This window comes from Mucilaginibacter lappiensis (genome assembly GCF_050433765.1).
In the GTDB taxonomy this organism is placed as follows: Bacteria; Bacteroidota; Bacteroidia; order Sphingobacteriales; family Sphingobacteriaceae; genus Mucilaginibacter; species Mucilaginibacter lappiensis_A.
Map to the genome: position 1 here is coordinate 1 of NZ_JBNPWP010000006.1, position 21,244 is coordinate 21,244.

General features: G+C 41.3%; 19 protein-coding genes. 5 read left to right on the plus strand and 14 right to left on the minus strand.

Going from position 1 to position 21,244, the window contains the following annotated elements; genetic code table 11:
- Positions 1-188: 188 nt before the first annotated feature.
- From M2273_RS18450 to M2273_RS18475, 6 genes are all read right to left on the minus strand, one after another.
- The gene (locus M2273_RS18450; protein WP_429399232.1) at positions 189-1,040 is read right to left on the minus strand and encodes a hydroxymethylglutaryl-CoA lyase; all 852 of its coding nucleotides are present in this window, start codon (positions 1,038-1,040) and stop codon (positions 189-191) included.
- A 99-nt stretch (positions 1,041-1,139) separates the two neighbouring features.
- Entirely contained in the window at positions 1,140-2,453 is a 1,314-nt protein-coding gene (locus M2273_RS18455) for an NAD(P)/FAD-dependent oxidoreductase (protein WP_429399233.1), read from the minus strand.
- Positions 2,454-2,610: 157 nt separating this feature from the next.
- A complete protein-coding gene (gene secDF, locus M2273_RS18460; protein WP_429399234.1) occupies positions 2,611-5,586 on the minus strand; it encodes a protein translocase subunit SecDF in 2,976 nt (991 codons plus the stop codon).
- A gap of 115 nt (positions 5,587-5,701) precedes the next feature.
- Complete coding sequence (locus tag M2273_RS18465; protein ID WP_429399235.1) at positions 5,702-6,184, minus strand: dihydrofolate reductase; 483 nt, start codon at positions 6,182-6,184, stop codon at positions 5,702-5,704.
- Between the two features lie 66 nt (positions 6,185-6,250).
- Positions 6,251-6,616, minus strand: coding sequence for a four helix bundle protein (locus tag M2273_RS18470; RefSeq protein WP_429399236.1), 366 nt, complete (start codon positions 6,614-6,616; stop codon positions 6,251-6,253).
- A gap of 58 nt (positions 6,617-6,674) precedes the next feature.
- Positions 6,675-7,496, minus strand: coding sequence for a thymidylate synthase (locus M2273_RS18475; RefSeq protein ID WP_429399237.1), 822 nt, complete (start codon positions 7,494-7,496; stop codon positions 6,675-6,677).
- Between the two features lie 168 nt (positions 7,497-7,664).
- Between M2273_RS18475 and ispE the strand changes: the two genes are divergently transcribed.
- The gene (ispE, locus tag M2273_RS18480) at positions 7,665-8,465 is read left to right on the plus strand and encodes a 4-(cytidine 5'-diphospho)-2-C-methyl-D-erythritol kinase (protein ID WP_429399238.1); all 801 of its coding nucleotides are present in this window, start codon (positions 7,665-7,667) and stop codon (positions 8,463-8,465) included.
- 203 nt (positions 8,466-8,668) lie between these two features.
- Here ispE and M2273_RS18485 read toward each other — a convergent pair whose 3' ends face one another.
- From M2273_RS18485 to tgt, 5 genes are all read right to left on the minus strand, one after another.
- Positions 8,669-9,556: an NAD(P)-dependent oxidoreductase gene (locus tag M2273_RS18485; protein ID WP_429399239.1), complete on the minus strand. Its 888-nt coding sequence runs from the start codon at positions 9,554-9,556 to the stop codon at positions 8,669-8,671.
- A gap of 4 nt (positions 9,557-9,560) precedes the next feature.
- Positions 9,561-9,839, minus strand: coding sequence for a hypothetical protein (locus M2273_RS18490; protein ID WP_429399240.1), 279 nt, complete (start codon positions 9,837-9,839; stop codon positions 9,561-9,563).
- 1,014 nt (positions 9,840-10,853) lie between these two features.
- Positions 10,854-11,762, minus strand: a complete 909-nt coding sequence (locus M2273_RS18495) for a DMT family transporter (protein WP_429399241.1) — start codon at positions 11,760-11,762, stop codon at positions 10,854-10,856.
- Entirely contained in the window at positions 11,762-12,865 is a 1,104-nt protein-coding gene (locus M2273_RS18500) for an LptF/LptG family permease (protein ID WP_429399242.1), read from the minus strand. Before M2273_RS18500 ends, M2273_RS18495 begins: the two co-directional genes overlap by 1 nt.
- An 84-nt stretch (positions 12,866-12,949) precedes the next feature.
- On the minus strand, positions 12,950-14,080 hold the full coding sequence (tgt, locus tag M2273_RS18505) for a tRNA guanosine(34) transglycosylase Tgt (RefSeq protein ID WP_429399243.1): 1,131 nt from the start codon (positions 14,078-14,080) through the stop codon (positions 12,950-12,952).
- 367 nt (positions 14,081-14,447) lie between these two features.
- Between tgt and M2273_RS18510 the strand changes: the two genes are divergently transcribed.
- From M2273_RS18510 to rsmG, 3 genes are read left to right on the plus strand one after another with little or no spacing between them, the layout of a single operon-like run.
- Positions 14,448-15,458 (plus strand): glycosyltransferase, encoded by a 1,011-nt coding sequence (locus M2273_RS18510; RefSeq protein ID WP_429399244.1) that lies wholly within the window; start codon positions 14,448-14,450, stop codon positions 15,456-15,458.
- Positions 15,449-16,054, plus strand: a complete 606-nt coding sequence (locus tag M2273_RS18515) for an RNA polymerase sigma factor (protein WP_429399245.1) — start codon at positions 15,449-15,451, stop codon at positions 16,052-16,054. The genes M2273_RS18510 and M2273_RS18515 overlap by 10 nt, the downstream gene beginning before the upstream one ends.
- Positions 16,044-16,670: a 16S rRNA (guanine(527)-N(7))-methyltransferase RsmG gene (gene rsmG / locus M2273_RS18520; protein WP_429399246.1), complete on the plus strand. Its 627-nt coding sequence runs from the start codon at positions 16,044-16,046 to the stop codon at positions 16,668-16,670. Before M2273_RS18515 ends, rsmG begins: the two co-directional genes overlap by 11 nt.
- A 224-nt stretch (positions 16,671-16,894) precedes the next feature.
- On the opposite strand, the gene M2273_RS18525 is transcribed toward rsmG, so the two are convergent.
- Entirely contained in the window at positions 16,895-18,625 is a 1,731-nt protein-coding gene (locus M2273_RS18525) for a M56 family metallopeptidase (protein ID WP_429399247.1), read from the minus strand.
- Entirely contained in the window at positions 18,622-18,999 is a 378-nt protein-coding gene (locus tag M2273_RS18530; protein ID WP_429399248.1) for a BlaI/MecI/CopY family transcriptional regulator, read from the minus strand. Before M2273_RS18530 ends, M2273_RS18525 begins: the two co-directional genes overlap by 4 nt.
- A gap of 173 nt (positions 19,000-19,172) precedes the next feature.
- Here M2273_RS18530 and dprA point away from each other — a divergent pair, with 173 nt between their 5' ends.
- Complete coding sequence (dprA, locus tag M2273_RS18535; protein ID WP_429399249.1) at positions 19,173-20,270, plus strand: DNA-processing protein DprA; 1,098 nt, start codon at positions 19,173-19,175, stop codon at positions 20,268-20,270.
- A gap of 124 nt (positions 20,271-20,394) precedes the next feature.
- Here dprA and M2273_RS18540 read toward each other — a convergent pair whose 3' ends face one another.
- Positions 20,395-21,042, minus strand: coding sequence for a porin family protein (locus M2273_RS18540; RefSeq protein ID WP_429399250.1), 648 nt, complete (start codon positions 21,040-21,042; stop codon positions 20,395-20,397).
- Positions 21,043-21,244 lie beyond the last annotated feature (202 nt).

Here is a 21,244-nt window from a genome sequence, read left to right on the forward strand (position 1 = left end):
AATTCCGTTTCAGGGTGAGGTCGTTCGTGTTGATGCGCATAGCTCTTAATTTAGCTATTCTTGTCCTCGAATTATCTGACCTTTACAATTGCGAGGTACGAAGCAATCTCTATGCTATACAGAGCAAACATGCAGTGTGGCACTTGTCCTAAAGAGATTGCTTCGTGCCTCGCAATGACGCGTTATCTCTACCCAAACACCTTCCCGGAATAATCCATAGCCTCCTGAAATTTGGCTAAATTAAGCCCCAGGGGCTCGTTTTGCGATTGGAGGTACGCCATTAGGTTTTCTGTGGCGATATTGCCTGTGAGGTCATCTGCGGCCATTGGGCAGCCCCCATAACCTTTCAATGCCACATCAAAACGTTTGCAGCCGCTTTTATAGGCCGCCTCTATCTTAGGCTGCCAGGTATCGGGTGTGGAGTGCAGGTGAATACCAAACTCAGTTTCAGGGAACTTACGGCACAGGTCGGGGTAAATGCTGCTGATCTGCCAGGCTTCGGCAATACCAATCGTATCAGCCAGCGCAATGTTACTTATCCCTTCATTAACTAATTGTGCTGTCCATTGTTCAATAATGCCGGTGTTCCATTCATCGCCATAGGGGTTGCCAAAGCCCATAGACAGGTAAACCAGCAATTTTTTATTATGAGTAAGGCATAGCTCCTTTATTCTTTTTACGTTATCAAACGCCTTGAGCATGGTGGTATTGGTATTCCTTAACTGAAAAGTTTCGGATATAGAAAACGGATAACCCAGGTAAGTGATCTCCTCATGCTTTACAGCATCTTCGGCACCGCGGTAATTGGCAATAATGGCCAGCAGTTTTGAACTGGTATTGCTCATATCCAGCTTTTTTAGTACTTCAGCGGTATCCTGTAACTGCGGTATGGCCTTAGCCGATACAAAACTCCCAAAGTCGATGGTATCAAAACCAACCTGTAAAAGCAGGTTGATGTAGGTCGCCTTAATTTCTGTCGGTACAAAATCGTGCAGGCCCTGCATGGCATCGCGGGGGCATTCGGTTATTTTTATATTCATTTGAGGTTCGTGTTGCGTGATCCGTGTTGCGGTGATCGTACATACCACTAATTTTTATATACAAGATTAAAATTTTTACCGGCAACCCGCAACCCGAACCTAATCCACACTTTTAGGCAGGTGTTCATCCTCGGTAAGTCCCTCACGTTCAAATTTCCTGATAATAAGCCTTGTGCCACCATTGTAAGTAACATAGCTTGATACCCAGTTAATAAATACGATCACTTTATTGCGCCCTCCTAAAAGCGATACCAGGTGAACAAACATCCACACCAGCCAGGCAAAAAATCCCTGAAACTTTATTTTACCCAGGTCGGCAACGGCCTTGTTACGGCCTATGGTGGCTAATGAACCTTTGTCAAAATACTTAAAGGGAGCGGTAGGTTCGCCATTGATTAACTGCATTATTGATTTGGCAACGTGCTGGCCCATTTGTATGGCCACCTGCGCCACTCCGGGGTGCCCTTTTGGGGTATCGTTGGTTATCATGGCTGCCACATCGCCAATGGCAAATATATTGGTAGTGCCAACCACACGGCAAATACTATCTGTCCTGATCCTGTTACCGCGTTCAATGATGTCTTTATCAATACCCTCGGGCACTACACCCATTACGCCGGCACTCCAGATCACATTTTTGGTGCGGATGGTTTTACCGCCTTCAAATTTTATCTCTTCACCGTCGTAGCTTTCCACCTTCATGCCTAATAGCACTTCAACACCCATGCCCGTCAAAAAGTCTTTCGCCGCTTTTGATGCCTCCTCAGACATAGGTCCCAGCACCCTGGGCAAAAAATCAACGAGGTACACTTTCATATCCTCTCTTTTAAGCTCTGGATAATCCTTGTTCAGTATATGGTTACGTAGCTCGGCCAGTGAGCCCGATAGCTCAACACCGGTTGGGCCGGCACCTACCAGTACAAAAGTAAGATAGGGGTCGCGTTCTTCTTTGCTGGGTTTCAGCAGTGCTTCTTCTATATTTTGAAGAACGGAATACCGCAGGTTAAGCGCCTCAGGAATGGACTTCATCGGCATCGAAAAATGTTCAATATCCTTATTGCCAAAAAAGTTGGTGGTTGACCCAGTAGCTATAACCAGGTAATCATAAGCAATTTCGCCTATGGTGGTATCTATAGTATTCTTTTCGGCATTTACCTTGCTTACTTCAGCTATCCTGAACCTGAAATTTTTTTGGCTTGAGAAGTTTTTGCGCAGAGAAAAGGCTATGGATTCCGATTCAAGACTGCCCATGGCAACCTGGTACAGTAAAGGTTGAAAAGTGTGGTAATTATGCTTATCGAGCAATAAAACCTCAACAGGCTTGTTCTCCAGCTTTTTTGCTACCTGGAGTCCGCCAAATCCTCCGCCTATAATAACTACTAAAGGGAATTTTGAGCTATCTGTTAAATTCATGCGCAGATTGTTTTATCGTTTAGCCCCCTCTAAATCTCCCCCAAAGGGGGGAGACTTTTTAAAAGCCTTCTCCTTTGGGGAGGGTTGGGTGAGGCTTCTTGTATAACAAAAAAGGCCCCAAATGTTCTTTGGGGCCTTGTAAATAAATTGATTTAATTTATCTCAGATCTTTTTTTCCAAAGTCAACAATCACCGGTGTTGCCACGCAGATCGACGAGTATGTTCCGAAGATCACACCGATCAACAGGGCGAATGAGAATCCTTTGATTACATCCCCACCAAATATAAACAATATGATCAGTACGAATATTACCGTTAACGCGGTGATAATAGTACGGCTCAACGTGCTGTTGATGGCCTGATTAATTACTTCTTCAGGGTTATCAGTTTTTGCATGGTGCAGGTCCAGGAACTCGCGGATCCTATCGAACACTACCACGGTATCATTAATGGAGTAACCAATAACCGTTAATATGGCCGCAATGAACGCCTGGTCAATATCCAGTGAGAAAGGAAGTATTCCCTGGAATAAAGAGAAGAACGAAAGTACCAGCAACGCATCGTGCGCGGTAGCCACCATGGCACCTAAGCTGAACTGCCATTTACGGAAACGTATGAGTATGTAAGCCGAAATAACAAATATGGCGAACAATACGGTGTATATGGCTGATGTTTTTAATTCATCGGCAACGGTTGCACTTACTTTTGAGAAGCCTAATATATTCTTATCGGCTATACGGGTAACTTCTTTAGTGTTTAAAGCCTCAATCAGCGTGCTCCTTACCTTAGCATCAGTAGCAGCATTGTTATCTCTTATCATCAGGTTGGTGGTGATACTGATCTTATCGGGTCCAAAGGTTTTAACCTCGGTACTGCGGCCCAATGTGGCGTCAATAGCATCATGAATGGCTTCGGTGGTTACGCCTTTATTAGGGAAACTGATAATATAATTACGGCCACCTTCAAAATCCACACCATAGGTAAATCCACGTGTAGCAATGGAGATTAGACCGGCTATAATAAATACACCAGAGAAGATGTAAAATTTAAAACGATTTTTTACAAACTTAAAATGTGCATTTTTAAAGGTATGTGAGCTCCATGGGTTTGAGAATTTAATATCCCAGCCTTTATCAAGCATCCACTCAAATATAACCCTTGAGATCAGTAATGAACAGAACAATGAAGTGATGATACCGATCATTAAGGTGGTTGCAAAACCTTGTATCGGGCCCGAACCAAAGATGAACAGGATTAAACCAGTTAAGAAGGTACTGATCTGTGAATCGAGGATGGATGGTAATGCATGTTTAAAACCATCGGCAACGGCTATCTTTAATGATTTGCCCAGGCCAAGCTCTTCACGCACCCTTTCATAAACCAGTACGTTAGCATCAACCGCAATACCCAGTGTAAGTACTATACCGGCAATACCAGGCAATGTTAATACCGCGCCTAAGCTGGTTAATACACCCATCAGGAAAAAGATGTTGATGACCACTGCAACAACAGCCACAGTACCCGCACGGTTGTAATAAGCTATCATGAATATCAACACCACAACCAAACCTAACAGGCTTGATGTAACACCGGCATTGATAGCTTCCTGACCTAATGACGGACCCACTACGGCTTCTGATATGATGTAGGCAGGAGCAGGTAAGCGACCAGCTTTTAATACGTTGGCCAAATCCTTTGTGTCTTCAATCTGGAAGTTTCCGGAGATAGATGAAACACCACCTGAAATTTCGTTCTGCACAGTAGGGGCAGAGTACACATTGTCATCAAGTACAATGGCGATGGATTTTTTATTGGCACCTGCTGATGCTGCGGCAGTAATGGCACGCCATTTTTCGGCTCCCTGCGAATTCATCACCATTCTTACTTCGGGGCTGCCTTTTTGGTCAACATCAGGAATAGCATCGGTTACAACATCACCTGTTAATATCGCACTGTTTTCGGCTCCGCTCAGTTTAATGGCATATAATGCAAATACCTTGGTGCCGGTTATTGGTTTAACCTCCCAAAGGAATTTCATATTACGCGGTATTACCGATTTTACATCGGCACTGTGCAGGTATGAATTAACTTTGGCAGTATCTTTTTGTGGCGCGTAACCAACAACAGGGCCCTGGCCTAATTGCTGCTGCCCGCTTTGATCGGCACGTGTGTTTAACGACATTACCGAAAACAGCGGGTGCAATGCTGCCAGTTGTGATTTACCTGCTAACGACGAAGTGTCTTTAGCGGCGCTCTTTTGAACTTTGCTTAATAACGAGCCCGCTTTTGCTGCAGTATCGGTTTTAGCGGCAGCAGGAGTTGCCGTGGTTTTTGAGGAGTCGGCTTTAGCTGTTTTGGTTTTTGCAGCCAACAGGTTGTCAATATTGATCAGGTACTGGTATGCTTCGGTATTATCAAAAGTTTCATAAAATTCCAGTTTTGCAGTACCCTGTAAAAGCTTGCGCACACGCTCTGGTTCTTTTACACCAGGTAGTTCAACCAAAATACGGTTTGAGCTTTGCTCCAACTGAATGTTAGGCTGGGTAACACCAAACTGGTTGATACGGGTATTTAAAACCGTGTATGATTGTTTTACCGCGGTATTAGCCAGATCTTTCAAATAAGCTACAACCTCGCTGTTTGAAGCATTAAACTTCAGGTGGTCCTGGTTATCCCTTGTTGAAAAGATAGCGGCAAGTTTACCGTTTGGATTTAGTTTTTCATACTCGCTGGCAAAAAGCGAAATATAATCTTTTTGAGTGGTCTTAACATCAGCCTGTAATTTGTCGGCATTTGTCAAAGCCTGATTAAATGTAACATCAGGATTGTTGTTTGCAATTTTCCTTACCAATTCGTTAAGTGAAATTTGCATGGTAACGTTCATACCGCCTTTAAGGTCGAGGCCTAATGCAAGTTCTCTTTGCAGAACGTATTGATAATTGTGTTTGAACAACGGATATACCGGTTGTGTAGACATAGAATCCAGATACGCTGTTTCTCTCGCAGGGTCACCCTTTGAATATACTTTGGCATCACTTTGAACTTTGCGCGCCACCCACGTGAAAGATAGCTGGTATAAGCATACAACAGCTAATAGAATGGCGAAAAATTTAATAACCCCTTTACCTTGCATCGAATTTTAATATGTAATTAATTAGTTTATAAGCTATTTTTAAATAAGACGGCAAATCTAATAAAATTTCGCAAGCATGAAATTTTAAATTAAAACAATTTGATGACAAAAAATGTTAGCCGCGTTCCAGTGTGATAAAGGAGTACCTCAACTTATTTTTTTCGTCGGGTTCAAAGTTTTCACGCTCTTTTTCTTTCCACTCTGTAGGATCTAACTCCGGGAAAAAGGAATCGCCGTCAAATTCCTGATCAATAACGGTTAAATAGATCCGGTCTGTAAGCGGAATGGCCTGCCGGTAAATTTCGGCACCGCCCACAATAAATACTTCATCCTCGTCTTTACAAAGCGCCAGGGCCGCCTCAAGGGAGTTTACCACTTCGCAGCCTTCAATACTGATGGCCTGCCGGGTAATAATAATGTTACGGCGTTTTGGCAAGGGCTTACCAACCGAATCATAGGTTTTGCGGCCCATGATCACGGTATGCCCCGTAGTTACATCCTTAAAGTGCTTCAGATCATTTGGCAGGTACCAAAGTAATTTATTGTCTTTACCAATAGCGTTGTTTTTGGCTATGGCTACTATGATGGATACAGTCATTGGGTCGTTATCGTCATTAAGTCATTGTCGTCATTGAGTCATTTGTAGGCGGGGCCAATTTGACTTTTACTTTTTGACGTTTCCGATGTGTTTTATATAGATATTTAGTTTTAAATGAATTGTTTCTAATTGCTGGATCAGTAAGTGATATTCCTCATCGTTAATTAATTTCCTTGCTTGTGCTTTCATTAGCCAGGATTTAGTTTCAATTATTGACCCTCTGCTAAAGTAGCAGAAATTTTTGTTTTCTTTATAATGATATCTGCCGAAGCCTTCGGCTATGTTGGCACCGATTGAATCCGAGGATCGCACTAATTGTTTACCTATGGTATCTTTCGCAAAATAATCCCACTCCAAAACCAAGACCCAAACTTTATAAGAAAACGCATCTGACAAATTGTAAATCTCCAGGTCCTCTATCCGGTTACTCATGTATTGTTATTGAAAATCAAAAAATGACTTAATGCCCCAATGACTATAATGATTGATGTTAAACCGCCACTGCAGCTTTAATATGCGGCCACGGGTCATAGTTCTCCAGTGTAAAATCTTCAAACTTAAATTTAAAAATGTCTTTTACTTCCGGGTTGATCTTCATGGTTGGTAATGGCCTTGGCTCACGGCTTAGCTGCAGGCGGGCCTGGTCCATGTGATTATTGTACAAATGGGCATCGCCAAAGGTGTGGATAAAGTCGCCATAGTCAAGGTCGCATACCTGGGCCATCATCATGGTAAGCAGCGCGTATGAGGCAATGTTGAAGGGTACCCCTAAAAATATATCGGCACTTCTTTGATAAAGCTGACAAGAAAGTTTTCCCTTCAATTCCCCCTTCAGAGGGTTAGCAGGCTCCACGTAAAACTGGAACAAACTGTGGCAGGGGGGCAAAGCCATCTGGTTCACATCGGCAACGTTCCATGCCGATACGATCATGCGGCGTGAGTCGGGATTGTTTTTAATCTGGTTCACCACCTGGGTTATCTGGTCAATATGCCCGCCATCGGGTTTTGGCCATGAGCGCCATTGATAACCATACACCGGCCCAAGGTTGCCCTCGGCATCAGCCCACTCATCCCAAATGCGTACGCCGTTTTCTTTCAGGTAGCTGATGTTGGTGTCGCCGCTCAAAAACCATATCAGTTCATGGATGATGGACTTAAGGTGCAGTTTTTTAGTGGTCACCATCGGGAAACCATCTTTTAGGTTGAAACGCATCTGGTAGCCAAACACACTTACCGTACCGGTTCCGGTTCTGTCATGCTTTTGCGCGCCGGTTTCCATCACATGGCTCATCAGGTCGAGATACTGTTTCATTTTGTTGTTAAGTTGATTTGGTTGACTGAGTTGGATTGGCTGATTAAGTTGAAAACTAATAAACCAATGAAACTAATGAACCAGTGAACATTTCGTGACAAAGAAAAATAATCTAATTTTGGTATCCTAACAGATGTGTAAAAATACAAGCAGTGTTAGTTTTTTCTTATGATCCTTTTTCCAAACGCAAAAATAAACATTGGCCTTAACATTACCGAACGCCGCCCCGACGGTTATCATAATCTGGAAACCATTTTTTATCCGATAAATATTAAAGACGCCCTTGAGGTGGTGGTGAGCGATAAGTTGAGTTTCGATTCATCGGGTTTGGACATCCCCGGCCGCACAGAGGATAATCTTTGTGTTAAGGGATATCATCTGCTGAAAAAAGATCATAACCTGCCGCCGGTAAGCATCCACCTGCATAAAAATATCCCGATAGGGGCCGGCCTGGGCGGTGGCTCGTCAGATGCTGCTTTTTTTATTAAACTGATGAACCAGCAATTTAAGCTTGGTCTGTCTGTTGATGAAATGACAGGCTATGCCCGCAAGCTGGGTGCCGACTGTGCTTTCTTCATCGAAGGCAAGCCGGTATTCGCATTTGAAAAGGGCGACGAGTTTGAACCCGTAAAACTTGACCTGTCGAATTATAAAATTGCTTTGGTGATGCCTGGTGTACACATCTCCACATCCGAAGCCTTTAGCGGAATTAAACCAGCCCCGGTAAAAGACTCATTATTGGAACTGATCACCGAGCCTATCACCGAGTGGAGAAAACACATTAAAAATGATTTTGAAACTTCGGTGTTTAAAAATCATGTGGAGATAAGGGGTGTTAAAGCCTCGCTGTACGAGGCCGGAGCAATTTATGCCAGCATGAGCGGGAGCGGGGCATCGGTATTTGGCATATTTGAACAAACACCCGATCTGCAACATTTGGAGACGGAGAATGAAGTTTTTTATTTGTAATGTCGGATTTCGGATGCTCGATTTCGGATTTATCGTCTAAGTGCATTCATTGCTGAGTGATAGCGAAACAATTCATACAATCGCCGAATAGATCCTTCGTTTCTCAGTATGACAAAGTGATAATGGATTGCTTCGTGCCCCGAATGACGCATTACAGGTAAATTCATAAATCCGAAATCGAACATCCGAAATCCGATATCAAATTAAACTCCCGCGTCTTCACTCACGCCGCGACCTATGCCTTCAACCCAATCGGTGTCGCCACGGCCTTTTGCCACAGAGGTCAATAAGCGGCCGTGTAAGGCATTTACCAATGGCATGGGTATCTCACTTGACTGCGATAGTTTAAATGCAAGACGCGCGTCCTTATAGCCCAGTTTTGATTTGAACTTTACGGGTTGGTATTGTTTGTTGGCAATAGCCTTGCCGTAGTTCTGAAAAATAGGAGCGTTGAACAGGGTTGAGCCAAAAAAGTTGGCCACTTGCGCGCGGTCCAACCCATTCTTCTCAGCAAGCGTATAAGCTTCTGCCATCATTTCTATCGAAGCCATGATCATGAAGTTGCCCGCTATTTTTATCACATTGGCCCCACCAGGTGTTTCACCAAAATCAATCACACCCTGACCCAGGCAGTCAAGCACTGGTTTAGCGGTGTCTTTGGCATGCTGATCGCCCGATACGCAGATCCAAAGCTTACGGGCTGCCGCAGCTTCGGGCTGGCCGAATACCGGGGCCGCAAGGTAATGGCTGCCCGCCTCTTCATGGAGCGCTGTGAGCTGTTGTGAGGTTTCGGGCGAGATAGTGCTCATGGAAATATGAAGAGCGTGCTCAGGCAATTTTTCAAGGATGCCCTGGTCGCCAAGTGTAGTTTCTTTAAGCACCTCATCATCAGCCAGCATAGTGATAATGATGTGAACCCCTTCGGCAGCATCGGCCGGAGTTTTGCATTTGGTGATGTGTGCAGCATCAAGCTCATCGGCTTTTGAAAGGGTGCGATTGTAAACCTGTAAATGATAACCTGCGCTGATGAGGTTTTGAGCCATGATGATGCCCATGTTGCCAAGACCTATAAATCCAATTTTCTTTTCCATGATGTTAACTGATATATTCTCTGTCTTCGTCGCTTAGTGTATTGGGGTCGTCTTTTTTGTGGATGTTGTCATGATATCCTTCAATATCAAATTTTGCTTTTTTAGGGCGACCAACCATAACGCCTAAAATAAATGCCACCACTGCCACCACGATCATTATGGTCAGTTTTGAAATATAAAAATTCGCGAATAAAAAAGCGAACGGAACCTTGTCTGTGTTTTGTACCAATGTCGCGGTAAGCAAAACAGTGATGACCACAATGACGATTGTTTTAATGCTCATGATGATTTGAATTAACAGTTAATACAATATGCAGTTTTTAAATCTTTATTAAAAATGATTTTTAGCTGGCCGTACAAAAAACGCAAAACAGAAGTGGGGGTATGATTGGGAAAATCGATGGTATAAAATCATTGGTCTTGTCCTTGTTAAAAGACCACAGGCGTTTGAACCTTTTCAAATTTTAGAGAACGTTAAAATTACAAGTCACCAATAAGCCCACGATTCAACAGCATACTCCTGGTGATTTTTGTCTGGTTGGTTTTGATGAAATCACTGGTCTGTTTTTGCCCCCTTTGTCATCATGTCACTCGCTTTTGCGGAGGTTGGATCCGCGGGAAATGCTTCGCTGAGAATCCGGAAATTTTCTGTGGTTTTAGTTTTTTGTATACAGTCGTGGCTGTTGAAGCATTTTATTTTCAATCCCTGTTTTTAAGTTCATCACACTATGCTGTCTGTTTTAATTTTGTTTCTTAGGTTGTAGCTTACCGTTATATAACATTTTGTATATTCTTGATTAATAGTGTTATAAATGCTTTAAAATGTCATGGTATTTTAGTGTGCTAATTTTTTTAGTTTTTTGATGTTTAAGTTAAATTCATTATGCTTAACTTTTACTTTTTATAAATCGTATAATTATTTGATTATTAGTTAAATATAAATACCATATAAATCTAATTTTTAAAATTAATCATCGCATATAAATAGATATAATGATAAAGAATATAGAAAGCGATCGAATCTTAAATTTTATGATTTAGTACACTAACTAAAATTGCGATTTTGCCCCTGTTAAGTGCTGAGGTATTTAAATGGTGCAGAACCCGTGTGAAAATTATAATGCCTTAAAGGGCCTGAAAATGGGTTGTAATGGTGTGGGTGTTTTATCCCCTACCGGATGGTATTGACGGGGAATAATGCAGCTATTTAGGATTGAGTTAATTGGTTCGGCAAGATTTGGCCCGTGCTAATTGAGCAAAAGTTTTGACGAAAATGAAGGATATAGCAATGAAAGAATCAGGCTTGTGATCTGGTTTTTCGTTTGACAACTTGCTTTTGAGCTACCGGATACAGGAAGATCGTAGACAGGATAATGACCGCGCCGACCCAGAAACCGGTCGTCATTTTGTTCATATCGCCAAAGAAAATAAACGACATGAGTATGCCATAAACGGGTTCGAGGTTGGTAACAAGCGCCACCTTAAAGGCCGAAAGTTCGCGCATAACTGATACCCCGGCAACGTATGCAAGCGATGTGCAAATGGTGCCGAGCAGCACCAGGTAACCAATGTCACTGCTTTTTAACAGTAGTGATTTGTTATAGCCATGGGTGAATAAAAGATACAGGGAGATCCAAAAAAAGGCCCCGACAAGCTCGTAAAATGCAATGGTAGGAGCTTCGTTTTTCTTTACCATTTTTGAATTTATGATAGCGAAAAGGCTTGCGCAAACCGCACTTACAAGACCTGTTATAATGCCCTTAGTGTATCGTGTTTCAAATTTAAATATCAATACAATACCGGTTATGATTAATAATCCGGCCAGGATCTCGAGTTTTGAGATCTTTGTTTTGTTGATCAGAGGCTCCAGTACAGCCGTAAATAAAGTGATGCTGGACAGGCAAACCAGCGTTACCGGAACGGTAGATAGTTTGATGGAGGCGAAGAAAAGCACCCAATGACCACCTACCAAAGCGCCCGTAAATATCAGTTTCAGGAAGGTGTTTCGGTCGACCTTAATGGCTGTTTTGTTGAATTTAAAGTACAAAAACAGCGAGATAAATGCAATTAACACGCGATACCACACCAGTTGAACGGCCGAAATAGTGATGAGCGCACCCAAAATTCCGGTAAATCCCCATATAAAAACTGTAAAATGGAGTATGATCAGGTTCTTATTGGGGCCTGCTGAGCCGTTTTTTGCCACTATTTTGGAGCTTTTAAAAGTAAATAATAAGCAAAAATGCCAAAAAATAAGTTAGGAATTAGTACAGTAAAAATAGGAGGCACGCCCCCTTTTATAGAAAAAACGATGGAAAACTTCTCTAAAATAATGTAAGCAAAACAAAGCAAAATACCTATCCCCAGGGGTAAACCAACGCCACCGCGCACCTTACGTGAAGACAATGCAACACCCAAAACAGTTAAAACGTAGGCTGATAAAGGATACACAAAACGGTGAAATTTTTCGAAATAAAGGTTATTTAACACCTCGGGCCGGCGCAATTTTTCCTTATCAATATTCTTATTCAACTCGTTTAATGACATGGCCGCGTACACATTATCGTACACTATAAAATCGGTTGGGTGCATATCAAGTACAGTGTCTTTTTGTGGCACATTAGGTAAATACTGCTCTTTAAGGCCGTTTATATACTTAACATTATAATTTTTTAACGACCAAACCCTTTTAACAGAGTCATAGGTAATTGTGCTGGCAATAAGCTTTTCGCGCAGGGTGTCACCGTTAAATTTCTCCATAATGAACTGGTAACCAGTATGAACGGTTTGGTCATAGTTTTGCAGATATACAAAGGTATGCTTATCAATCTGCATGTGTACCTCGCTTTTAGTTGGATCATTATCAGTTATGCCATTGGCGTTTTCGAAGTCGTTTTTTAAGTGATTGGTATAGGGTATGAGGTATACATTAGCAAAAAACGATACAACAAATATGAGGGTAGAAGCTATAAAATAAGGCCGTAAAAAGCGATTAAAGCTGGCTTTTCCACTTAAAATTGGTACTATTTCTGTTTGATTGGCCATCTTGGCCGTGAATAGTATTACCGCCAGAAAGTTGATCAACGGCGACAGCATATTCAGGTAAAAAGGAATGAACCCGGCATAATACTGGAATATGATATCATGAAGTGTGGCATGCTTGTTCAGGAAATTATCCAGCTTTTCTGACACATCAAACACAACCGATACTACTATAAAAACACCCATGGTAAACACAAAAGTGCCCAGGTATTTTTTAATAATAAACCTGTCAATAACCTTCAGATGCTGGTGTATAAAAGCCCTCATCCTTTGATCATTTGTTTTTTAGTACGGTAACAAATACCAAAAAAGGTATGTTTATTATCTCTCATTATTTGAATTTATGTTCAGTTATAATCGCTGGCCAAGTTGTTTAACCATCATATTTTTCCAGTTATAAAACTCGCCTGCAATGATCTTTTTACGGGCCTCCTTAACCAGCCAAATATAAAAATGCAGGTTATGCAGGGTGGCTATCTGCGCGCCAAGCATCTCGCCCGAGTGTATTAAATGGCGTAAATAAGCTTTGCTGTACTCTTTATCAGCAAATAGGTCACTATCCGCTTCAATGGCCGAAAAATCGTTCTTCCACTTCTCATTTTTGATATTGATAATACCATTTTTTGTAAAAAGCATACCGTTGCGTCCGTTACGGGTTGGCATAACACAATCAAACATATCAATTCCTAAAGCAATATTTTCCAATATATTAACCGGTGTGCCTACACCCATTAAATAACGTGGTTTTTGCTGCGGTAATATATTACAAACAATTTCTGTCATGGCATACATTTCCTCGGCCGGTTCACCTACTGATAGTCCGCCTATGGCATTGCCCTCACGCTCAAAAGATGCGATCACTTCTGCCGATTTTTCACGCAGGTCTTTGTACACCGATCCCTGCACTATAGGGAACAGTGTTTGATCGTAACCATACTTTGGTTGGGTACTATCAAAGCGCTCGCAACAGCGTTTTAGCCAGCGGTGCGTCATATCAATTGACCGCCTTGCGTAATGATAATCGCAGGGATAAGGGGTACATTCATCAAAGGCCATGATGATATCGGCCCCTATTATACGTTGAATATCCATCACATTTTCGGGCGTGAACAGGTGTTTTGAGCCATCAATATGCGAGCGGAAAGTAACACCTTCCTCCTTAATTTTACGTACTTCGGTAAGCGAATACACCTGGTAACCGCCGCTATCAGTTAAAATAGGGCCGTCCCAGCCATTAAACTTGTGTAATCCGCCTGCACTTTCAAGCGTACCCAGGCCTGGCCTTAAATATAAATGGTAGGTATTCCCTAAAATAATTTGCGCCTCTATATCATTTTTAAGCTCACGCTGGTGTACCGCTTTTACGGTACCCGCTGTACCAACAGGCATAAACATAGGGGTTTGTATAATGCCGTGGTCGGTGGTAATTTCACCTGCCCGGGCTTTTGAAAGCGGGTCTTGTGCTGTTAAATTAAATTTCATTTTGAGGTTGCAAAATTAACAAATAAAGCGGGAAAGCCTCACCCCAGCCCTCTCCAAAGGAGAGGGAGTTTTAAAAAAAAGATATCAGGCCCAATAATGTTATATAATAAGCAATTCAAAGTGCTCTCCTTTGGAGAGGACTTAGGTGAGACTTGTGGATAAAAACCTTTTAATGTGTGTAATAATCATGAAATAAACTCCAATAAACTCCGTTTATCCCGGCGATTTTTAACAAATTTGCCTGATTTATTATAACCGTTTGGAAACTTATATACGCGACGCACTTTTTATCCTATTTCAGCTCTGTTTTATAGTTCAGCTGTATTACCTGATAAGCAACCATAATCGCCTCGCGCGTTATAAACCAATGGATCAGTTACCTGAGGTTTTGATACCGGTTACTGTAATTATAAGTGCGCGTAACGAGGCCAAAAATTTGCAGGAAAACCTGCCTTTTATACTACAGCAAAACTACACAGACTTTGAGGTTGTTGTGATCAACGACTGCTCCTACGACTCATCAGACATAGTTTTGGAAGACATGCAGCGCGAATACCCGCGTTTAAAAGTGGTAACCATAACTGAGCACGCCCGTTTTAAAACAGGGAAAAAATTTGCGCTTACCCTGGGGATAAAGGCTGCAAAAAACGAATATTTATTGTTTACCGATGCCGATTGTAAACCAGCTTCGGTAAATTGGATAGCCCGCATGGCGGTTAATTTTAGTACCGGAGCTCAGATAGTTTTAGGTTATTCACCTTATTATAAAACAGGTAATTTTCTGAATCCCTTTACCCGTTTTGAAACATTAAAAACTGCTATAAATTATTTATCAAGTGCCCTTAACGGCGATCCTTACATGGGTATTGGCCGTAACCTGGCCTATACTAAAGCCCTGTTTTTTAGTCAAAAAGGTTTTGCCTCACACATGCATGTTATATCTGGCGATGATGACCTGTTTGTAAATCAACATGCCACTGCCGATAATACTATTATTGAGATACACCCCGAAGCTTTTACTTATACCAGCGCAAAAACAAGCCTTAAATCCTGGTACAGGCAAAAGAAACGACATATGGGAGTAGGCAAACTGTATAAAAATAAGCACAGGCGCATGCTTAGCTTTGATGCGATGAGTGGCTTTTTATTTTATATTTTACTCATATTATGCCTTATTTTTAAATATGAACCGGTACTGGCATTAGGTTTGTTTGTTTTTAGATTAATATTACAACTAATTATTTACAGCAAGATATTTAAAAAGCTGAGCGGCAAGGACCTGATCTGGTATTTGCCTTTTTTTGATATTATATATTATATGTATTTGAATGTTTTTGGGCTTATCGGGACATTTTTAAAAACCACCCAATGGAAATAAACGCCAATTTTACTGATAATGCAAAGAATGATTTTCACCTCGTAGTAAAAGCCCGGGAGGGCAATCAAAAGGCATATGCCGATTTGATGCACAGGTATAAGGATTCGATTTATTTTATGGTTTTAAAAATGGTTAACAACAAGGAGGACGCCATGGACCTTACTGTTGAAACTTTTGCAAAAGCGTTTGAAAAATTAGATAAATACCAGCCCGATTACGCTTTTAGTACCTGGCTGTTCAGGGTTGCAACCAATAATTGTATCGATTTTATCCGCAAAAAAAAGCTTAACACCCAATCAATTCATGGCATGACTGATGACGACGGGGACGAAAAGCCGCTGCAAATAAAGGCTGATGTTTTAAATCCCGAAGAAACATCTATTAAAAAACAGCAAACACAGGAGCTCAAATTACTTATTGAAAGCTTGCCTCACCGTTACCGCAACCTGATTACACTGCGTTATTTTGACGAACTATCATACGAAGAAATAGCCCAGCAACTTGATTTGCCGCTGGGTACGGTTAAAGCACAACTATTTAGGGCCAGGTACCTGCTTGGTAACATCATTAACCGGTTTAACAGGGATGACATCTGATATTATATTCAAATATTTTCCTGATCTGACAGCTCAGCAACGCGCGCAAATTGAACAGTTGCCTGAGTTATATAATATTTGGAACAGCCAGATCAACGTAATTTCCCGTAAAGATATCGATCTTTTATACGAGCGCCATGTACTACACTCTATAGGAATTGCCAAAGTAATGCAGTTTTTACCCGGCGAAAGTGTGCTCGATGTAGGTACCGGTGGTGGATTTCCGGGTATTCCGCTGGCTATTTTATTCCCCGAAACGCGGTTTCATTTGGTTGATTCCATCGGGAAAAAGATAAAAGTAGTGCAGGAAGTTGCCAAAGCCCTGGGCTTAACCAACGTTAAAGCCTCGCACGAGCGTGCCGAGCAAATTGACGAAAAGTTTGATTTTGTGGTATCGCGCGCGGTTACACAGCTTAAAGATTTTTATCCCTGGGTACGCGGCAAGTTCAATAAACAGTCAAAAAATACCCTGCCTAACGGTATTTTATACCTCAAAGGCGGCGACCTGGAACAGGAAATTAAAGAATCGGGCCTAAAAGTACAGCAATATTATCTTAAAGATTATTTTACCGAGGAGTTTTTTGAGACTAAGCAGGTGATATACGTGAAGGGGTAATGTGAATGAAGTCATGCCGAACTTGTTTCGGCATCCCACATGTAGGTTGATTATCATGCTGATGGATGTCCTGAGAGATCCTGAAACAAGTTCAGGATGACATTTTTTGTTAAAAAGAGGAGAGGGCATTACATGGAAAAATGCCGAAGCGGTTTTAGCCGTTCAGCAGTTTAAGCTCAAAATAATTGGGGCTTATTATTTTAGGTGATCAGATTTGGGTTTAGTTATCCGCCATAACCAATTATAACCACTTCATTTAGCGTATATACCCGACCCGATTCAACAACAATCGTGTTTGCTTCTGATTTGTTTTTATTGTCCGGTTGTTTACCTACGTTATTACCTTTTTCATCAACAAGACTATAAGAAACCGGGATAGCGTATTTACCTGGTCTGGCGTTAAGCGTACCATTGTAACTTTTAATAACTCTTACAACTTCTGCATCCATAACGTCATAAAGGCCTCTGGTAATTTTTAAATCTCCTATTTTGCCGTTATTAATATTAAAAGTTAAAATTATCTTGCCTGCAAAATGATTTTCACGTGCAACTGTGGGGTATCTTACATGCTTTCCAATATACTTATATAAACTATCAAAAGGATCTTTGGGCGGCGGCGGTGGGGGCACAGCTTCGCCTGGCGCCTGAACAGGAGCTGGGGGAGCAGGCTCATCGGCAGGTGATGGTAAAATCACAACATCAGTTACTTTTACTCCTTTTTTAACCTTTGCAGGTGGAGGTGGAGGAGGTGTTTTATTCAAACCTGCTTGCGGCCGTGGCATTGGTGGTGGCGGTGGAAGCTTAGGATAAATCATCATTTTTGGGAATGAATAACCATATTTATCCTTTAACATGGCCAGATCGGCCGGTTTTGTTGAGTGTTTGAAATACTCCTTTTGTTCGCCGTTTTTTTCGGTAATAATCACTCTGAAATCGGTTTTGCCATTTATCAGATAACCATCTTCTTCATACTTGTAGCCTTTTGAAGTTACCTGATTGTGGTTAATAACCCGTGTTGTATCAGTTGCAATGTTAGCTGCTTTATGGTCAGCGGTTGGCACAGTGTGTTGTCGCGGTGCCAGGTCTATCAGCGCATAGGTTTTACTGAAGCCCAGCGTGGAGGCACAAAGAGCCGCGGCACAGATGGGTACAGCCATGAGGTATTTTAGCCTGGCTAAATTCCCCGAACGTTTTTGGTTTAACATAATGATCCTCTTTTTTAACAGGTTATAATTGAAAAATGAATGCGAAATAGATGAGCCATTAAGGCCGTAAGCATTGTTTACTAAGAATGAAGAGTAAGCCAATGCATCGGTTTCATGAGCGGTTTGCTCATCGGCAATATATTCATGCACGGTTTTAAGGCTTACCTGCATCAGGTAAATGAAAGGGTTAAACCAGTTAATGATCTTTATGAGTTCCATGAAAATAATATCAGCCGAGTGTTTTTGCCTGATATGTACCAGTTCATGCCGTATAATGATATCGCTGCCCGCTGTTTTTGTGCCGATAAACAGGTAATTAAAAAACGAAAAGGCGGTATTTGAACCATCAATGCCTATCAATTTATACTTATTATCAACCAGGGCAATGGTTGTGCGGGTCATTTTGATCAGCCTGAAAATTTTAAATATCAGTACTAATGCTAACACTATAACACCAAGCAGGTAGGTATATAATAGTACATCATCCACAGTAATATGACTCGCCTGAACTTCAGTTGCTACGGGTTTTAAGCCGGTGGATGCAAGGAGCACCACTTTTACAACTCCCGATTCAGCCGGTTTTAATGTGCCGATTTGCATTACCGGTAAAAGGAACGATAGGATACAACTAAGCAATAAGTAAGCCCTGTTCAGTGTATAATAGGTTTCCTTATTTAAAAACAGGCAATACCCGGTATAAAATATTACGAGGTATAAATTCGCTTCGAGCAGATAATGCAGCCAGTTCATGATTTTTTATCTTTAAGTTGATCAATCAGTGAGGTTAATTCGTCCAGTTCTTTTACGCCGAGCTTCTTTTCGTCAACAATAAACGATACCAGGCTTTGGTATGAATTGCTGAAATAGTTTTTCATCATCTTATCAAATGTGAACTTTTTGTATTGATCGTCGCTAATGAGCGGATAGTACACGTGCGAGTTTCCGTAAGCTTTATGATCAATAAAGCCTTTACCTTCCAGCACCCGCACCACGGTTGATACGGTGTTGTAGGCCGGTTTAGGATCGGGCATTTGATCAATAATATCTTTTACAATAGCTTCTTTTAATTGCCACAGTATCTGCATGATCTGTTCTTCTGCTTTGGTGAGTTCTTTGATATTCATAGCAAACTATTTTATAGTTACATAAAGGTAAAACTATTTTTATAGTTTGCAAACTATTTTTGTAGTTTTTTATTTATACTAATATTTTTAGGATTTTTTATACATTAGAGACGGAAAATGGATTTGCAGATAAGCATATCTAAGATCTAATACCCGCATACCTAACAATAACCATGTCACTACATCATAGAATAGCTTTATCTTTTGTTAAAAATCTGGGGCCGGTATCAGCCAAATCATTGATTGCTTATTTGGGGAGCGAGGAGGCAATTTTTAAAACTTCTGTAGCCAAAATGGTTAAGATACCCGGTATTGGTGATAAACGTGTTGCCCTGTGGGATTTTGATGATGCCTTAAAAAAGGCCGAAAAGGAACTTCTGTTTATTGAAAAGCATGGGATAGAGGTGATCTTTTACACCGACAGCCGGTATCCCAAAAGGTTAAAAAACTGTGGCGATTCGCCGGTATTGCTATATGCAAGGGGTAAGATGGAACTAAACCCGCTACATATTATAAGCATAGTAGGTACGCGCAACGCTACCGACTATGGCAGGCAACTATGCAAACAACTTATTGAAGAATTACAGCAATACAATGTGCTAATTGTAAGTGGTTTAGCTTTGGGTATTGATGTAGCCGCCCATAAAGAATGCCTGCGGCTTAATATGCCGACTGTAGGGGTGCTTGGCCACGGGCTCGACAGGCTTTATCCCAGCCAGAACCGGGCCACTGCCGAAAAAATGCTTGAAAATGGTGGGCTGTTAAGCGAATATCCGTCAGGGACTATACCTGATAGAGAAAACTTTCCGCAGCGTAACCGTATTGTGGCGGGTATTGCCGATGCTACTGTAGTGATAGAGGCCGGCATAAAAGGTGGTGCATTAATAACTGCCGAAATAGCTAACTCCTACAACCGGGATGTATTCGCATTTCCCGGCAGGTTGGGTGATGATTATTCTGAAGGATGTAACTTCCTGATCCGCAATAATAAAGCGGGGTTGCTTACCTGTGTTGCCGATCTGGCTTTTAGCTTAGGATGGGAGAAAACAGACCATGCCAAACCTGTTGAACAATTTGTTTTACCCCTTGATCTATCGGCAGATGAGCGGTTGATATTTGACATTTTACAACAACACAAAACTCCTTTAGCTATTGATGACCTGACCATAAAAGCAAATATGCCTATGAGTATGCTGGCCATGAACCTATTGAATATGGAAATGCAGGGCTATATCCGCTCCTTACCCGGGAAAACTTATAGGATAAGTTAAGGGTTTTGAATGTATGCTCAGATGATTAAAACAAGTAACCTGATAATACAACAGTAATAATTTAATTATCAGCGCAAATAAAAAAAGGAGCAAAGCTCCTTTTTTTATTGTTTTTTGGACAAGCTTAAAAAGCGTAACCTATTGAAATTCCAAAAACGCGGGTTTTTAGTTTGCCACCATCGGCATTTGGTGCTATGTTTGATAAGCCTAAATCATAGTTGACATTAAAAAGCAACCCGGTTTTTAATTTAATACCGGCTATGGCATTTGCGCCATATTCCATTGATTTAATATCACCGTCATCACCAAATTTAATGTCCTCGCTTATCGAATTTCCTTCGGCGTCGGAGCCTTTAACCTTGCCAGAAATACCTTTTGCAACATAAGGGCCCGCTCCAAAATAAATGTCGCCAACTACAACCGGTACATGATATACCAGGTTTACAGGTAGTTGTAAATAAATTAAATTGAATTTTCCGTCGCCTTGTTCAATGTTGGAATCTTCGGTATCAGAAAAAACACCGCCAAATTTTCCGCCTTTACCGCTAAGGTTCAGGGCTGGTTGTAAAGAAACGTTGCCAAATTTAAAGTCGACAAAAACACCAGCGTTAAAAGTGGTCAGTGTACCTGAATTAACACTGATGTTGGTACCGTCAAGCGACACATGTAGTGTTGAAAAGTTGGCGCCGCCTTTAATTCCGAAAGTTGGTAATTGAGCAAAAGCTGCCATTGAAGAGCCTGCCAAAAGCAGGGAAAGTAATAGTTTTTTCATGTAAAGTGGATAAGGTTATTTAGGCGACAAAAGTAATTAAATAAATTAACAGCAAGAAGTTGTCGATATTTAATGAATGATTAAACTGTAACTATCTGATTGAAAGCTATTTATTACTTGGTCAGGAATTAAACGATGGTATCTTCGGGTTAGCCAAAAATCAACGGAATCACATCAATCATTTAAATCAACGGTCAAAAAC

Excerpts from the sequence above, each read along its gene's own strand:
- M2273_RS18500 (WP_429399242.1), bottom strand. The coding sequence starts at position 12,865 with ATGAGGGCTTTTATACACCAGCATCTGAAGGTTATTGACAGGTTTATT.
- M2273_RS18465 (WP_429399235.1), bottom strand. The coding sequence starts at position 6,184 with ATGACTGTATCCATCATAGTAGCCATAGCCAAAAACAACGCTATTGGT.
- ispE (WP_429399238.1), top strand. The coding sequence starts at position 7,665 with ATGATCCTTTTTCCAAACGCAAAAATAAACATTGGCCTTAACATTACC.
- M2273_RS18450 (WP_429399232.1), bottom strand. The coding sequence starts at position 1,040 with ATGAATATAAAAATAACCGAATGCCCCCGCGATGCCATGCAGGGCCTG.
- dprA (WP_429399249.1), top strand. The coding sequence starts at position 19,173 with ATGTCACTACATCATAGAATAGCTTTATCTTTTGTTAAAAATCTGGGG.
- M2273_RS18540 (WP_429399250.1), bottom strand. The coding sequence starts at position 21,042 with ATGAAAAAACTATTACTTTCCCTGCTTTTGGCAGGCTCTTCAATGGCA.
- M2273_RS18530 (WP_429399248.1), bottom strand. The coding sequence starts at position 18,999 with ATGAATATCAAAGAACTCACCAAAGCAGAAGAACAGATCATGCAGATA.
- M2273_RS18490 (WP_429399240.1), bottom strand. The coding sequence starts at position 9,839 with ATGAGCATTAAAACAATCGTCATTGTGGTCATCACTGTTTTGCTTACC.
- rsmG (WP_429399246.1), top strand. The coding sequence starts at position 16,044 with ATGACATCTGATATTATATTCAAATATTTTCCTGATCTGACAGCTCAG.
- tgt (WP_429399243.1), bottom strand. The coding sequence starts at position 14,080 with ATGAAATTTAATTTAACAGCACAAGACCCGCTTTCAAAAGCCCGGGCA.
- M2273_RS18525 (WP_429399247.1), bottom strand. The coding sequence starts at position 18,625 with ATGAACTGGCTGCATTATCTGCTCGAAGCGAATTTATACCTCGTAATA.
- secDF (WP_429399234.1), bottom strand. The coding sequence starts at position 5,586 with ATGCAAGGTAAAGGGGTTATTAAATTTTTCGCCATTCTATTAGCTGTT.
- M2273_RS18475 (WP_429399237.1), bottom strand. The coding sequence starts at position 7,496 with ATGAAACAGTATCTCGACCTGATGAGCCATGTGATGGAAACCGGCGCG.
- M2273_RS18455 (WP_429399233.1), bottom strand. The coding sequence starts at position 2,453 with ATGAATTTAACAGATAGCTCAAAATTCCCTTTAGTAGTTATTATAGGC.
- M2273_RS18485 (WP_429399239.1), bottom strand. The coding sequence starts at position 9,556 with ATGGAAAAGAAAATTGGATTTATAGGTCTTGGCAACATGGGCATCATC.
- M2273_RS18510 (WP_429399244.1), top strand. The coding sequence starts at position 14,448 with ATGGATCAGTTACCTGAGGTTTTGATACCGGTTACTGTAATTATAAGT.
- M2273_RS18515 (WP_429399245.1), top strand. The coding sequence starts at position 15,449 with ATGGAAATAAACGCCAATTTTACTGATAATGCAAAGAATGATTTTCAC.
- M2273_RS18470 (WP_429399236.1), bottom strand. The coding sequence starts at position 6,616 with ATGAGTAACCGGATAGAGGACCTGGAGATTTACAATTTGTCAGATGCG.